At 37.2% G+C, this 15,438-nt stretch carries 12 protein-coding genes and 1 tRNA gene; 9 read left to right on the top strand and 4 right to left on the bottom strand.

The window, feature by feature from the left end:
• Positions 1-22: 22 nt before the first annotated feature.
• The 6 genes from IPH66_04335 (at position 23) to IPH66_04310 (ending at position 4,745) form a co-directional block, all read left to right on the top strand.
• Positions 23-487, top strand: coding sequence for a hypothetical protein (locus tag IPH66_04335; GenBank protein ID MBK7128581.1), 465 nt, complete (start codon positions 23-25; stop codon positions 485-487).
• A 54-nt stretch (positions 488-541) separates the two neighbouring features.
• Positions 542-1,210, top strand: coding sequence for a hypothetical protein (locus tag IPH66_04330; protein MBK7128580.1), 669 nt, complete (start codon positions 542-544; stop codon positions 1,208-1,210).
• A 296-nt stretch (positions 1,211-1,506) separates the two neighbouring features.
• Positions 1,507-3,102 (top strand): hypothetical protein, encoded by a 1,596-nt coding sequence (locus IPH66_04325; GenBank protein MBK7128579.1) that lies wholly within the window; start codon positions 1,507-1,509, stop codon positions 3,100-3,102.
• A gap of 326 nt (positions 3,103-3,428) precedes the next feature.
• The gene (locus IPH66_04320; GenBank protein ID MBK7128578.1) at positions 3,429-3,719 is read left to right on the top strand and encodes a hypothetical protein; all 291 of its coding nucleotides are present in this window, start codon (positions 3,429-3,431) and stop codon (positions 3,717-3,719) included.
• Positions 3,720-3,990: 271 nt separating this feature from the next.
• Positions 3,991-4,323, top strand: a complete 333-nt coding sequence (locus tag IPH66_04315) for a type II toxin-antitoxin system HigB family toxin (protein ID MBK7128577.1) — start codon at positions 3,991-3,993, stop codon at positions 4,321-4,323.
• A gap of 65 nt (positions 4,324-4,388) precedes the next feature.
• Positions 4,389-4,745 (top strand): transcriptional regulator, encoded by a 357-nt coding sequence (locus IPH66_04310; GenBank protein ID MBK7128576.1) that lies wholly within the window; start codon positions 4,389-4,391, stop codon positions 4,743-4,745.
• A 617-nt stretch (positions 4,746-5,362) separates the two neighbouring features.
• Here IPH66_04310 and IPH66_04305 read toward each other — a convergent pair.
• Both IPH66_04305 and IPH66_04300 read right to left on the bottom strand, forming a co-directional pair.
• Positions 5,363-6,058, bottom strand: coding sequence for a toxin-antitoxin system YwqK family antitoxin (locus IPH66_04305; protein MBK7128575.1), 696 nt, complete (start codon positions 6,056-6,058; stop codon positions 5,363-5,365).
• Positions 6,059-6,315: 257 nt separating this feature from the next.
• Positions 6,316-6,400: transfer RNA gene (locus IPH66_04300), tRNA-Ser, on the bottom strand.
• A 440-nt stretch (positions 6,401-6,840) separates the two neighbouring features.
• Between IPH66_04300 and IPH66_04295 the strand changes: the two genes are divergently transcribed.
• The 3 genes from IPH66_04295 (at position 6,841) to IPH66_04285 (ending at position 12,809) form a co-directional block, all read left to right on the top strand.
• Complete coding sequence (locus tag IPH66_04295) at positions 6,841-7,206, top strand: hypothetical protein (protein MBK7128574.1); 366 nt, start codon at positions 6,841-6,843, stop codon at positions 7,204-7,206.
• 81 nt (positions 7,207-7,287) lie between these two features.
• On the top strand, positions 7,288-11,613 hold the full coding sequence (locus IPH66_04290) for a CusA/CzcA family heavy metal efflux RND transporter (protein ID MBK7128573.1): 4,326 nt from the start codon (positions 7,288-7,290) through the stop codon (positions 11,611-11,613).
• A gap of 41 nt (positions 11,614-11,654) precedes the next feature.
• Positions 11,655-12,809 (top strand): efflux RND transporter periplasmic adaptor subunit, encoded by a 1,155-nt coding sequence (locus IPH66_04285; GenBank protein MBK7128572.1) that lies wholly within the window; start codon positions 11,655-11,657, stop codon positions 12,807-12,809.
• 95 nt (positions 12,810-12,904) lie between these two features.
• Here IPH66_04285 and IPH66_04280 read toward each other — a convergent pair whose 3' ends face one another.
• Together IPH66_04280 and IPH66_04275 are read right to left on the bottom strand one after the other, a co-directional pair.
• Entirely contained in the window at positions 12,905-14,887 is a 1,983-nt protein-coding gene (locus IPH66_04280; GenBank protein MBK7128571.1) for a DUF1566 domain-containing protein, read from the bottom strand.
• 39 nt (positions 14,888-14,926) lie between these two features.
• The gene (locus tag IPH66_04275; GenBank protein MBK7128570.1) at positions 14,927-15,388 is read right to left on the bottom strand and encodes a T9SS type A sorting domain-containing protein; all 462 of its coding nucleotides are present in this window, start codon (positions 15,386-15,388) and stop codon (positions 14,927-14,929) included.
• Between the last annotated feature and the right edge of the window lie 50 nt (positions 15,389-15,438).

Below are 15,438 nucleotides of genomic sequence, written 5' to 3'. Positions count from 1 at the left end.
TCTTCAAGAAGGCTTAGAATCTATGAATACACTTGATAAAAATACTCATGACCGGACAAAGAATTACGTTGATGGCAAAATTAATGAGGTTGGTACTAACATTGATTTGGAAGGTGTAACAAATATTTTTACCGTTTCAGGAGCATACTACGCAAGGGTTGATCCTAGTGCTCCAGAAGTTTATTTAAATGTTGATTTAACAATAGGAGGTGAAGATTTTATTGCGGATCAAGTTTGGTTCTATACTACTCCATATGCATGTGATAACGGGATACATTCATACCGTTTTAGTGATTCGAAAGTAGACGGTGGTTGGTGGCCTTCGCCATATGGCTCGCATTATACTTTGGAATTCTACAATAAAGAAGGCAGAGAATTATTTTCGGTAAGATTTAACAATAAAGCAGAGTATCTCAGATTTATTCAGGCCGTGAAAAAGGAATACCCAGATTTGATTTACATTCCATACGAAGACAAAATAAAATAAATTTGACACTAATACTAAATTCATTTCCACCCATTAACAAACGGATAATTATTTATGGAAATTAAAATTCAGCGCAAACCGATAAGAATAGGACTGTACTTACTCGTTGCCTATTCGATTTATAGTTGTGCTCATGAAGATATGGAATTTGTAGAAAAAAAAGAGAGGAACAGAATCAATACAGTAGAGAATCATACTGTAAATTTAAACATAGACTCGTTAATGATTGTCAACAGAAACCGGCGAATATTTCTTGATTTTTGGGAAGGTATGAGTCCTGAAGAAGTCTCATTGGTGAGTGACAGTTTAGTGAAAGCCTCTATTCTAATTTCTCAATATAAGTATCAAGAGGTCTATGATACAATGGAAATAGAATTTGAAATTAGTTATCGCCACTTTCCTAGTGATTCAATCCCAAATTTAAGTGAACTTCGATTGGTCAAACTATCCAGTGAACCCATTTCAAAGGAGCAGGGCTTTATCATTTATCAACATTACTTGGACGAATACTCGAAAGATGAAATTCTAAAAGGAGAGATTTCAACATCAAGAAAGAGAGGGAGTATAGTTATTAATTTTGGAGAGACATCAGAAAAGAATCATCCACTATTTTTAAAAAACCAGTCTAAGGATAGTAATTACATATTTGTTATTGAATATAACAGTTATCAAATGGATCTAGACTTGAAAAATGGCAAATATTCCCCCGCTCGGCATCATTGATAATATGCTCCGAAGGATATTCCTGTCTGCATGTCTGAAAGAAATAAATTCTATCAACAGACAGGCAGAAATCCTTCGGTAAAACTCTATTCAGCGGAAATGTATCCGCATCAAATACCTGCGCAGCTCTGATGCTTCTTTGTCAATTCTAAACTAAACAGAACGCTACATCAAATCAACCCAAAATATCTTTCATGAAAAAACGGTTTGATTTTTTAACATAAAAATTTTGCTAAAAAATACCACCACATGTTTCCATTAAATTAATTCAGTTAATTTCGCCCAAAATCCAAACTATGAAAAAATGTATTTTATCATGTCTGCTTGTTGGTCTTAGTTTTGTCACTGTAAAAGCGCAATTTGAATGGGGACCAAAGAATAAATCAGCCATTGGCATGTCATCACCCGTTATTATTGGTGCAGATGAAAAAACTGTCTTTGTATACAGGTGTGAACCTAAAAGTGACGTTGTAGAAATCTTTGATAAGCAAGGTTTGACATTAAGTGAATCAATAATTTTGCCAAGACAAGTTGAAAATCTACAACTAGGTCCAATCGGTTTTGAAAAGTTAAATAATAAATTCATCATACTTTATGGCGGAATTGAAAGCTCCCGGCTTGAGCTCTTTTATTACGCTCAGACACTTGATCTTGAAACGCACTCCTTGTCTTCATTAAAACTTATTTCAAAACGTCCCTATCTAGAAAATTCTTCTCCACTGCCAGCAGTAGGTGCAAACCTTTGGCAGCACTTTAAAAATACAATTTTATCAAATGAAGTAAGATTGGTTGAGAGCTGTGATGATCATAGTATTCATATATTAGTCAATGAAGCAAGGTATTTTCATGGGCTTACAAAAATGAATCAAACTTATTCAAATGATTTTAAAATTTACCGTATTAATGAAAATCTTGAAGTAGAAGAACCGCTATCATTCAAACCTTCAAGTGAACATTTTACCGTAGCAAAAGTTGATGTTTACAACAATGATACGCTTTTAATTTGTGGATCAGAAGACACATCGTATTTCCCTGATAATGACCATATCAGTTGGGCTCCGTATAAACATGATATCTTTCTCTATGATGTTCATAATGGTACAATGATTGAGCGTGAAATATTTTCTGGTAATACAACGCTAAGCCATTCATTCACATGGCCCACATCATCTGGTTTTGTTTGTTTCGGAGTGAGTGAAGCAGATCCAAATGGAATGATTCATTTCACTACAGAATGGTATGATAAGAATTTGAATCTATTGAAAACATCAACGGCTGATGCACCGGATCAACTGATAAATTCAACCTTTAACGAAAAACAAAAAGATCTTGATAAATCAAGTTCACAAGTTTTGTCTTGGACTAACTCTTATGAGTTTTTGAAAGATGGAGATCATGGAGCAAAGCATTTGTTGATACAACAAATAATGCCGTTTATACACTATTCTAATGGAGTAGTAACGGTTAACTATTTAATTGGAAATATTTTAGCACTAAAATTTAATGGCGATGGAGAATTAATCTGGCAAACAGTGATTCAGCAATTCCAGATAGGTGATATACAAAAATTTGGCGGTTACTGGGCTTGCATAGATGAAAACAAACTAAATATATATTTCACTGAATCAGCTAAGGGAATGCTTGAACCTTATGATGGTACTACACTCAATCAAGAAACAGAAGTTAGCAAAGCATTCCTCACTAAAGTTGTGATAGATCAGAACGGAAACAAATCAAAACAAAAAGCGATGGAATATCCAAAAGAAAAAAAACCAAAAAATGCTCAGGTTATAACTCCGCTCTCTTCATTTCAAGACAATTTGGGGTCAGTATTTTTTGTAGCGCCGGATTACTACAACAAGGCATTTTCATTGGTTAAGATTAGTAAATAAAAATCAACAGGTTAGAAATTTTATTCAAAAGACCAAGATTTTTGATTGAGTTTTTACTGAAATAAAAAAAGTAAAGGTTATTATACCAGAACTGATTAAAACCATTCTTCGTTTGATTTTGAATTCTATTTTCCGTTGCAATTTTCACAATTCACTTTTCGATTTTGTTGAATTCGATTTACTTTGGCTTTGGTCATTTCATTTGTGAAATTTAATGATGTTGACGGTTTGGTATATGCTTCAAACGGAGTTAAGCCATGTAAAAAAACATGCGGTTGTTTTGTGGTGTAGTTGAGAAATAAAAATTGATTATCTTTCCTCAATCAATGCACACTTTAAAAGCATATCAAGAAAATTGCAGCTCGTTTTTTTGTGAGTTAGATTACTACCCTTACGGCATGACAATGCCAGGCAGAAACGGAATGAACGCAAACTACCACTTCTCATTCCAAGGTCAGGAAAAAGACAACGAAATAAAAGGCGACAACAACTCAATCAACTACAAATACCGCATGCATGACCCAAGGCTGGGGAGGTTTTTTGCGGTTGATCCGTTGGCGCCTAACTTCCCATTCAATTCAAACCTCTGTTCCCCGACATGGAACTTAACCCGTTGACCATTCGGCAAAGCATCATTGCAAACTGGCTCAATGAAAAGAAAATTCCGCAGAGGACTGCTCAGTTGATGGCAAGCCACCGATACATCGACAACGGCAAGGTATCGCCAAAGTTCTGGTGAAGAGCGTGGGAGGTAGATTAATCAGTTTCATCGGTTGGGGTGAGAAAAAATATTCTCACTAGTGGTAACCAATTTGGTTACTTTTACGTATCTTTGTAGAAATTATTGTCTAACAAAATCAAGAGTATAAATGAAATAAAACAAATTGGATGAATATTCATAACAAGAGTTCTTTGATTACATACTGGACGAAACATAACACAGCAAAAAAGCCTTTAGAGCTTTGGTGGTTTGATGTATCGTCTAAGGGCTGGAAGAAACCAAATGACGTTAAGAAGGATTATGCCTCTGCGAGTATCATTGGAAACAACCGGATCGTCTTTAACATAAAAGGAAACGACTTCAGATTGATAGTCGAATTCAATTATCAAAAAGGCAGGGGGTTCATTAAGTTCATAGGAACCCATGCAGAGTATGATAAGATCGATGCAGAGCAAATCGAACTGTATAAAGGAAAAAAGAAAACAAAAAAATCTACTTAAGAAACAAGTTATACTAATAGGAATAGATACTGATACGAAATATATAAATCTTAAAATCAATTGAAATGCAACTCAGAAAATTAAAAACAAAGAAAGACTACTCGGAAGCACTGGCACGCTTCGAAGAGATTTTTCAGGCTAAAGCCGGAACAAAGGAAAGTGATGAGGCTGATGTATTGTCTATGCTGATCAAAAATTACGAAGACGAGCATTACGTTTTTGAAACTCCTTCTCCTATTGAAGCAATTAAATTTCGGATGGAGCAAAAAGGAATAACCAATAAGGAGCTTGCAACAATTTTGGGTTACAAAAGCCGGGTGACTGATATTTTTAATTTGCACCGGAAGCTGAATCTGAATATGGTGAGAAAGTTACACTATCACCTGAACATTCCACTCGAAGCACTTATTAAAGAGTACTAATCAGTTATACAATTATTTCAATCAAAGGGAACTGAATTCGGTTCCCTTTTTTTGTTCCGAAAAAAATCCAAAATGAAAATCAAAAAATTGTTTTTATACGATTTCACTATTGTCCGGGGAAAAAGTAAAATATTCAGATAAAGCTTCCCCGGCCATCAAAAAAGATAGGTGACAATTCGCAGCTATTTATATAACAAATGCTTCAAACGGAGTTAATGCCATGTAAAAAAACATGCCGTCATTTTATCGAGTAGTTGTGAAATAAAAATTCACTATCTTTCCTCTATCAATGCACACTTTAAAAACCTATACAGATAATTGCAGCTCGTTTTTTTACGAGTTAGATTACTACCACTACGGCATGACAATGCCAGGCAGAAACGCCACCAACGCAAACTACCGCTTCTCCTTCCAAGGCCAGGAAAAAGACAACGAAATAAAAGGCTACAACAACTCAATCAACTACAATTACCGCATGCATGCCCCCCCGCTGCGCATCACTTGTAATATGCTGCAAAGGACATTCCTGTCTGCATGTCTGAAATAAATTTAATTCTAATAACAGACAGGCAGCGATCCTTCGCTAAAACCCAATATAGCGGATTTTTCAACTTGCATTAATCTGTGCTTTGTCCGTCGTGGTAATGAAGTTTTCTGATTTCATTTCCGTCCACATCATACTCCAGATAGTCTCCTTCAAGTTTGCCCATCACGTAGGTGCATACAATTTTTGCTTGTTGGTTAGAGTAATATTCTTCGTATGATCCATCTAATTTACCCTTATGGTAGTTGCATTTGATATGAATTTCGCCATTACTGTAATAGCGTACGTATTTACCATGTAGTTCACCGGCCAGGTATGTACATTTCGTTTCAACTTTTCCATTATCATAATAGCTCACCGCAGGTCCTTCAGGTACGCCTTGCACAAAAGTATACTTGGTTTGTATTTGACCATTTTCTTGATACTGCACATAGCCCCCGTGAATGCAACCGGTCTCTGACTTGTATTTTAACTTCAGTTTTCCGTTCTCATAATAATAAACAGACTCTCCTTCCACATTCCCGGTCACATAGGTACATTTGTGGTGCAACTGTCCGTTCTCAAAGTACTCAAAATGATCACCATGTAATTTTCCATCCAAATAATTGGATTCTTCTTTCACTTGTCCGTTCTGAAAATAAGAGTAAAAAATTCCGGTAGTTTTTGTCCCACCATATTTTGGTTGTCCATTTGCATAGAGACTATCCGTACCTTGAGCAAAGCATAGTGTTCCATAAATGAAAACCAGCAAAGAAATAAATTTTTTCATTCTGCACCTTTTCAACAAAGTTACCTTATCCACTTTATAATGCACATGATTGAATCATAGCTCTCCTGGTGACATTTATCAACCCTTCCAGGCAAGTCTTGATCAAATGAAGGGATATCAGCTCACATTCCCGGTCTCAAGTATAACTTCCGCTGAATGTCAACTATCTATTCTCTGGATTTACACAAATACTAATTGATGTTTTTCAGGAGAAGAAAAAGGGGATAGTTCAGAAAAATCTAACTTATCCCCTTCAGCGGAAAGAGGGGGATTCGAACCCCCGTTACGTTGCCGTAAACACGCTTTCCAAGCGTGCGCGTTCAGCCACTCTGCCATCTTTCCTTTTTATTAAATTTTTTTGAAAATATATTGTCAAAAAAAAGTCTTACCAATTTTAGCGTTGCGAATATACAACATCGTTGCACAATACTTGGTGAACATCCTTGATTCGTTTGCAGAATCACTTATTATTTACCGCGCTGCGCTTCACTTGTAATGTGTTTCGAAGGATATGTATCTTTCACTAAAACCCAATATAACGGATATGTATCCGCATCAAGCCATCTGCCAAAATTCATCCATTGTCCAGGCTAAATTTGATACAAAACCAAAGAATGCTCGCCTGTCAGTTATTTGAATTCATTTTCTTTCAAACACGCAGACAGGAATATCCTGCGCAACTACGCTGTAAATTAAATGGTGCGCACCTGGTTAACAATTTTTATATTCTCAGCATGACATAAGTCACTGTTCATATCAACTACTTTTTGTACCTTTGCTATGTGAAAATAGTAAGATCATTCTCTCTCATCACAGCATTTTTGGTTGTTTTAATGCACAGCCTGGTGCCGCATAGCCACCATCATGGTGCGGGTGATACTATTACTCATCACACAAATCCTGAAAACCTGATTGAACAAATTGCCTTTGGTTTTCACGTCACGCAAACTGATGGTCAGTTAGAAGAATTTAATACGGGAGATGACATTCAGATTCCTGATTTATTTGCCGCAGTTAACCAGACTAGCATACAAGTTGTAGTTCAATTTTTTTCAGAACAAAATTCCATCATTGAGTCAGTTGATGTTCCATTGATCTGCAAGATCAATCAACAATCACTCAACCGGAGAGGTCCCCCTGCAATTTAAATTTTCTATCTCTTTCTGAGATAAACACAACTATGTGTTGTGTCAATTTAATCATTTCAATCATTAATAAAATTATTAGGTATGATTCAAAAAATCATTGCCGCATCAGTACACAATAAATTTATTGTACTCTTATTTGTGACCGGACTAATTCTCTGGGGATCTTATTCTGTTTTACAAATATCAGTTGATGCAGTTCCTGATGTAACAAACAATCAGGTGCAAATTATTACAACCAGTAGAAATTTATCTACGCAAGATGTAGAACAATTTATCACCTACCCGGTGGAGCTAGAAATGGCCAACATACCCGGTGTGAAAGAAATTCGCTCTATTTCAAAATTTGGTCTTTCAGTGGTGACTGTGGTTTTTGAAGATGAGGTTGGCACCTTTTTACCAAGACAGTTAATCACCGAAAAACTAAAAACGGCTGAAGCAAATATTCCTACCGGATTTGGTACACCATTCATGGGACCAATCACTACCGGTTTAGGTGAAATATATCAGTACACCCTTGAGGTTAAACCTGAGTTCAAAGATCAGTACACGCCCATGGATTTACGAACCATTCAGGATTGGATAGTGAAACGCGCATTATCAGGAATCCCAGGCGTGGTAGAAATAAATACCTGGGGAGGCCTGCTCAAGCAATATGAAGTTGAATTGGATCCGGACAGAATGAATGCCATGCACATTTCAATCAATGAAGTATTCACGGCAATAGAAGAAAATAATTCAGTGGGTGGCGGTGGTTATATTGAAAAAGAATACCAGACTTATTTTATCCGCGGTGAAGGATTAATTACTTCTTTAGATGATATAAGAAATATCGTTGTTGCAAACCGTGATGGAATTCCGGTTTATGTAAAAGATGTTGCCGATGTGGAGTTTGGCAGTGCGCTGAGATTCGGTGCCATCACCGGCAACGGCGAAGGTGAGAAAGTGATGGGGCAAGTGATGCTTCTCAAAGATGCCTCAACAAATACCGTGCTTGAAAGTGTAAAAAAACGGGTTGATGAAATTCAATCTCAGTTGCCTGAAGGAGTTTATATCAATCCATTTCTTGAACGCAGTGAGTTGATAGGCAAAACAACTTTTACGATTGCTGAAAATTTAATTCTGGGTGCTGCTATCGTGATATTAGTTGTGATCTTGTTGCTGGGCAATATCCGCGCGGGATTAATTATTTCATCGGTGATTCCGCTTTGTCTTTTATTTGCCATTGCACTTATGAACAGTTTTGGAATTTCTGCAAATCTCATGTCATTAGGTGCTGTAGATTTCGGCATCATCATTGACGGCGCCATCATCATCGCTGAATTCGTGCTATTCACCATGACTGCTAAAAAATCTATCTTGACTCATAGTTCATCTGAAAATTATTCAGATAATAAAGATGAAATTGTGATTGAAAGTGCAAACAAAATGATGCGCTCTGCCATTTTCGGGCAGCTCATTATTCTGATTGTTTTTATTCCCATTCTTGTTCTCACCGGTGTTGAAGGAAAAATGTTCAGACCTATGGCGCTGACCTTTTCATTTGCGTTGATTGGCGCTATGATTCTGTGTCTTACCTATGTTCCGGTTATGGCCGCTCTTTTTCTCAAACCTGCGGCAGATAAAAAATCTTTCTCTGATCGCATCATGGATTTTCTAATGAAAATTTACGAACCCATTATCCGTCTTGCCTTGCGTTGGAGAACAACGGTGATTGCGCTTTCACTGGGCTGGTTAGGTTTCAGTTTTTTTCTTTTCTCCACCATGGGAGGTGAGTTCATTCCAACTCTTGATGAAGGTGATATTGTAATTCAACCTGTCATTCCTACCGGTACATCATTAACTGAAACCATTGAAATAACAACAAAAATAGAAAGCATCTTGAAAACAAATTTTGTTGAAGTTGATCAGGTAGTATCGCGCATAGGAGCAGCAGAAATTCCCACTGATCCAATGAGTATGGAAGAGGTAGATGTCATTATTAAATTGAAACCAAAATCAGAATGGGTTAATGCAGATACAAAAGATGATCTCATTGAAATGATGGAAGATAAATTGGCTGGTTTAACCGGTATTGAATATGAATTTACTCAACCCATTGAAATGCGTTTTAATGAATTAATCACGGGTGTACGCGCTGATCTTGCCATCAAAATTTACGGACAAGATCTTGATGTTCTAGCCGCTAAAGCCAACGAAGTTCAACAACTCATCAAACATGTTGAAGGTGCTGAAGATATCACAGTAGAAAAAACGGAAGGATTGCCTCAAATGTTGGTGCGGTATGACAGAGCAAAAATTGCACATTACAATTTGCAAATTGCAGATTTGAATGAGTTAATTGAGATTGCTTTTGGCGGTAAAAAAACCGGAGAAGTTTTTGAAGGAGAGCGCAAATTTGATCTGGTAGTGCGTCTCAAAGAAAGTGAGAGAAAAGACATCAGTGACATTGAGAACATGCTCATTGAACTACCTGATGGAAACCGAATACCAATGCGAGAAGTTGCAGATATTTCGTATGATAAAGGTCCGGCAAAAATATCTCGTGATAATACACGTCGTCGCGTTGTCATTGGTGTCAATGTGCGCAACCGTGATTTACAATCTGTGGTTGAAGAAATTCAGGGAATATTAAATGAGAAATTGGATTTACCTGATGGATATTATGTAGACTATGGTGGGCAATTTGAAAATCTGAATCATGCCAGGCAGCGTTTGATGATGGCTGTTCCTTTAGCATTGGTGCTGATTTTTATTTTACTTTATTTCACGTTTAATTCGGTTAAAGAAGCTCTGCTGGTTTATGCTGCAATTCCCTTGTCTGCAACGGGAGGCATTATACTTCTTTACTTGCGTGATCTTCCATTCAGCATATCTGCCGGGGTTGGTTTCATAGCATTATTTGGTATCGCGGTTTTAAATGGAATTGTTTTAATTGAACATTTCAAAGAGATGAGACACAACCACCAGGGCAGTTTAAAATCAATGATCATTCACGGAACAAAACAGAGAATCAGACCGGTGCTTTTAACCGCATCTGCTGCCGCACTTGGTTTTTTACCTATGGCTTTGTCAGGCTCTGCCGGATCAGAAGTGCAGCGTCCGCTTGCAACGGTTGTAATTGGTGGTTTAATTTCATCAACGCTCTTAACGCTAATTATTCTTCCTGTACTTTATCATCTTTCTATTTCTAAAAAAGAACTTATGAAAAAACGTGCACGTCATGGCATGGTGCTCACCCTACTTTTGTTGATGGGACTTGTGCCACAAACATTCAGTCAGATGAATATTACCGTGGAGCAAGCTGTGGATTCTGCGCTTACTAATAATTCTAATTTATTGATAGCTGAATTGCAAACAGAACAGGTAAGATACCTCAACAAAACTGCTCTCTTGTCTGAAAAATTGAACGTGACATTTGGTTATGGTCAAATTAACGGTACAATGAATGATTATCAACTCAATTTGGTCCAGCAATTCTATTTCCCTACAGTGTACGTCAAACAAAAACAGGTGAATATGCAACAACAGCAAGTTGCTCAGGCATGGTTAGATTTAACCAAAAGTGAATTGGAATATGAAGTACGGGCAACTTGTCAACATCTGATTTATCTATATCAAGTGCTCAATGCATTATCTAATTTAAAAAATCAATACACTGATTTTGCAGATAAAGCACAAATCAGATATCAGGCCGGTGATGCAACACTGCTAGAATGGAATCTTGCTTTGGCAAAAAAAGAAGAGATAGAATTACTCTTGCGTTCTGAAAAATCAAACCGTGAAATCTATTATGCAAACCTTAAATACCTGACAAAAACTCAATCTGATATTGCACTCATAGATACAAATCTCATGTTGATTGATTTGATAAATCCGGATACGCTCAATGTACAAAACGCATTACTGGTAACTTATTATGAAGCCATGAATAAACTAGCGGAAAAGAAAATTGAATTGAGCAAAACCGGATATCTGCCTGATATCAGTTTTGGATTTACGCAACAACAAATTGAAGGGGTCAGCGGTTTGCATGCATATAGTATTGGCTTAAGTATTCCTCTATTCATCAATCAAAAAAACGCTACGGTTCAAGCAACAAAAATTCAGCATGATATTGCGCTCTTGCAATCAGAAGAAATTACCACTGCACTGCAAAACGAACTCAACAGTTTATTTTCTCAGTTCAACGCCGTGCAATCAAGTTTGATGTACTACCAAAACATTGGACTTTCGCTGGCTTCAAATCTTGAGTCAAGTGCAGTCACGGGGTATGCTTCTGGTGATATCATGTATACTGAATTTCTGGCAGGGATTGAACAGGCAAGTAAAATAAAACTTGAACATCTGGCTCTGATAAATCAGCAGAATCAAATCACGTTGCGAATAAATTTTCTTACCGGAAATTAAAAACACGCACCATATAAACATGCATATAAAATTCAATTATTATGAAAGCATTTAAAATTAATCTAATGATCCTCTGCGCCGTTGTAATCACAGCATCTTGCAGTGGGGTAAAAGAAAATCAGCCTGAAGTGGCTACAGAGCAGCCTGAATCTAATTCTTCTGTACTGCTTACTGAAGAACAAATGAAGTTAATGCAAATTGAAACCGGACCGGTTGAATATCTCAACATGGCTCACACCATTGAAACCAATGGAAACATTTCGTTGCCTCCTCAAAACACTGCTACTTTGAGTGCAATTATTGGTGGACGTGTAAAAGCCATTCATGTAGTGCAAGGTGATCCGGTGAAGAAAGGGCAAACATTAGCTGTTTTGGAGAATCCTGAATATTTAGAAATGCAGGAAAATTATCTCACGGCAAAAACAAATCTGTCTTTACTTGAAAAAGAATATGAACGCGCAAAAACGCTGCGAGAAAATGAAATCAATTCTGAAAAAACATTTGAAAAAACAGAAAGTGATTTACACAATGCTCGTTTTAAATTTGAAGGCATCAAAGCGCAACTTGAATTGTTGGGTACTGCCTTTGACAAATTGGATGAAGGAAAAATAAATCCCTACATCATGGTTAAATCCCCTATTGACGGACATATTCGTTCAGTTGATGTGAATATTGGAAAATATGTTGAAGTCAGTGATATACTTTTTGACATAGTAGATAACAATCATTTGCACCTTGAAATTTTAGTTTATGAACAGGATATTCCAAAAGTAGCGTCGGGTCAGAAAATTCATTTTTTTACACCATCAAATCCAAGTGAAGTATTCAACGGAAAAATTTATGCTGTTGGCAAAGCTTTTGAAAAAGATATGAAGGCGGTGAAGGTATATGCAGATATTTTAGATAAAAAAGATTATCTTATGTCAGGTATGTATGTCAACGCATTTATTGAAACAGATAGCAATCACACGGCTGTTCTTCCAAATTCTGCAATAACTGAATCTGGTGGAAAATACTATGTGTTTGCCAAAACAAATCAAGCTGAAAATGAATTTCGGCAAATTGAGATTTCAGTAGGTAATATCCAAGGTGATTACACTGAAATTCATCTCTTGTCGCATGATTTGAAAGACATGATTTTTGTAACTAAAGGAGCATACTACCTGCAAGCAGAATTACAAAATCAGGATAAATAAAGATGTTGAAAGAAAAAAACCTGCTTGCTCAGCAGGTTTTTTCTTTTTATCTCAGAATAAAATCTTTTCATCCGAAGCGGAACGCGAAAGAGTATTTAAAATTTTCTCACGCAACGCACTTTGAATGCATTGGCTTCACCATAACTTGAAATAGCCACCGGCCCGCCTAAACAGCGGTACGCGTTAATTCCGGCCGCAGTTGGATCTTGAGTTGATGACCAATAAAAATTGGTTCCACCCCAAGTTAGTGCAGACGTTCCTAATATATAATTACTGCGCAATAAAAGTTCAAGCTCATATACTGATGGCAAATACCAATCTGTGTGTCCACCACCTGCATAAGCATCAGCAGCAACCGCAGCAGGATAAGGTCCGTTAATACCGGCAACTAGTAAAGGAGTGTTAACAGAACCATCAGTTAAATTTGTTGCAAGCAGGTTCATAGAACTTACATCTTGGAATTTATAGGTTCCGGCTAAATCTGCATAAGCACAAATCAAACCGTGTTGTCCGGTTGAATCTACAAAAACTACAATACCACCACCAAAGTGCTCACCCACAAAATGTGATTGAATTGGAAGCGTTATAGTATTTCCGTCAGAAATGGTAAGGTCAGCTCCTGAAAGTGATAAAGTTTGATCATCTGTATCTGCAGGAAGTGCAACGGTATTTCCACCGGCAATAGAAAGGTTATTTCCAACTAAAGACAATGTTTGATCATCCGTATCTGCTGGAATTGTAATTGTATTTCCATTTGAAATAGAAATGTCATTTCCTGAGATAGATAAAGTTTGGCTATCTGTACCACCCGGAAGCGTAATTGTGTTTCCATTTGATATACTTAAATCAGCACCTGAAAGTGAAAGAACCTGACTGTCTGTTCCACCACCTAATGTAATGGTATTACCGCCTGATATAGAAAGGTTGGAACCAACTAATGAAAGTGTTTGAATCTCATTTGTCGGATTGGCATCTGCATCATTCCCAAGTGAAGAGAGGTTCACTGAAATTGTTCCGCCACCATCTGTAATATTCAACGTACTACCTGAAAGGTTTGCACTCGTATTAAACTCATTTGATGGGTTGGCATCTGCATCATTTCCTAAAGTTGATAAATTGACTGAAATTGTTCCACCACCATCAATGATATTAAGGGTTGTTCCGGAAAGGTTTGCACTCGTGTTATACTCATTTGAAGGGTTTGCATCAGCGTCATTTCCTAATGATGAAAGATTGACTGAAATTGTTCCGCCACCGTCAATAATATTTAAAGTTGTACCTGAAAGGTTTGCACTGGTATTAAATTCATTTGAAGGGTTAGCATCAGCATCATTACCAAGTGTTGCCAAACTCACTGATTGGGTTCCACCGGCATCCATAATGCTCAATGTTGTACCTGTCAAAGATATTCCGGTGTTCAACTCGTTTGCGGGATTAGCATCCGCATCATCAACATCATCTGTCACAGCACCACCACCAGACAACGTAATTATATTACTAGCTTTAGTAAGTGTCTGCATCTCATTAAAAGGATTAGAATCTGCATCATCTTCAAGCGATGATAGATCTACCGTTTGAGTTCCGCCACCATCTGTGATTTGAAGGTTAGTGCCACTGAGTGCGGCTCCGGTATTATACTCGTTCGTTGGATCAGCATCCGCATCATCATTCTCTTCAACTGTTTTTGCATGAAGGGCATAAGGCACTGAAATTAATTGTGTGGTAGAAGTGATAGAATATGATGTTCCACCGTTTGGGTCAATCTGTACACTGATAAAATAAATATCATCTGACCAATCAATAGAATTTAATTGGGGTCCAAAGTTGGTTCCGTTTCCAATAATCAGATTGATCAACCCGTAATTATTTGTGGTAGGATTGTGCGTTTCAGTAAAAACAGTTGGTCCTCCTGCACTACCTTGCGTAATAGAAATACGCACTCCAACAGATTGATTCTGAACCACGGCTCCAGAAGTATTGCGAACAACCGCCTGGTAGTTGAATTTATCCGGTGCCTGCGCACGAACAATCCCAACGGTGCTCACTATTAAAAACACAAAAAGTAAATTCAGTTTCATAAGTTTGGTTTTATTTCGATTTGTTTTTGCCTCTTTTAATTACATAACCACAATCCGTGAACTCAACATCTGTCCTGATGATGATGTAAACGACAAGTTATACGTCCCACGAGAATATTCAGTTACATTCAGTTCAAATGTGCCTGATGTTATACTATATTCTGCAATCACCCTACCTGATACATCTGTAATAACTAAATCAAGTGATTGATCAGTATTTATGTAAACGATATCAGCCGCCGGATTTGGATAAACCTTAAATTCAAATTCCGGAGCTGGCTCAATGCTTGCCACATACACATTGCCTTGATGAAAGCCTTGTGTATAGTCGTAGCTTCCTGATCCTACTGTCTCAATAACCACTTCACCTACTGACCAGGCTACACTGCCGCCTGAACTTTCGGTATACGTACCTCCGGCAGATATCAATTCCAGATTCTGTCCAAATGCTGAAAAGCCAATAAACGCTGCGCAGCTGAATATGATTTTAGGGTGCATCATGCTCCAATATACGTGATTTTTTTATAAAAGGTTTGATTTTTTTATAAAAA

The sequence above is a fragment of the Crocinitomicaceae bacterium genome (assembly GCA_016708105.1).
GTDB lineage: Bacteria > Bacteroidota > Bacteroidia > Flavobacteriales_D > Crocinitomicaceae > JADJGJ01.
This window is presented reverse-complemented; position numbering and strand designations above follow the sequence as displayed.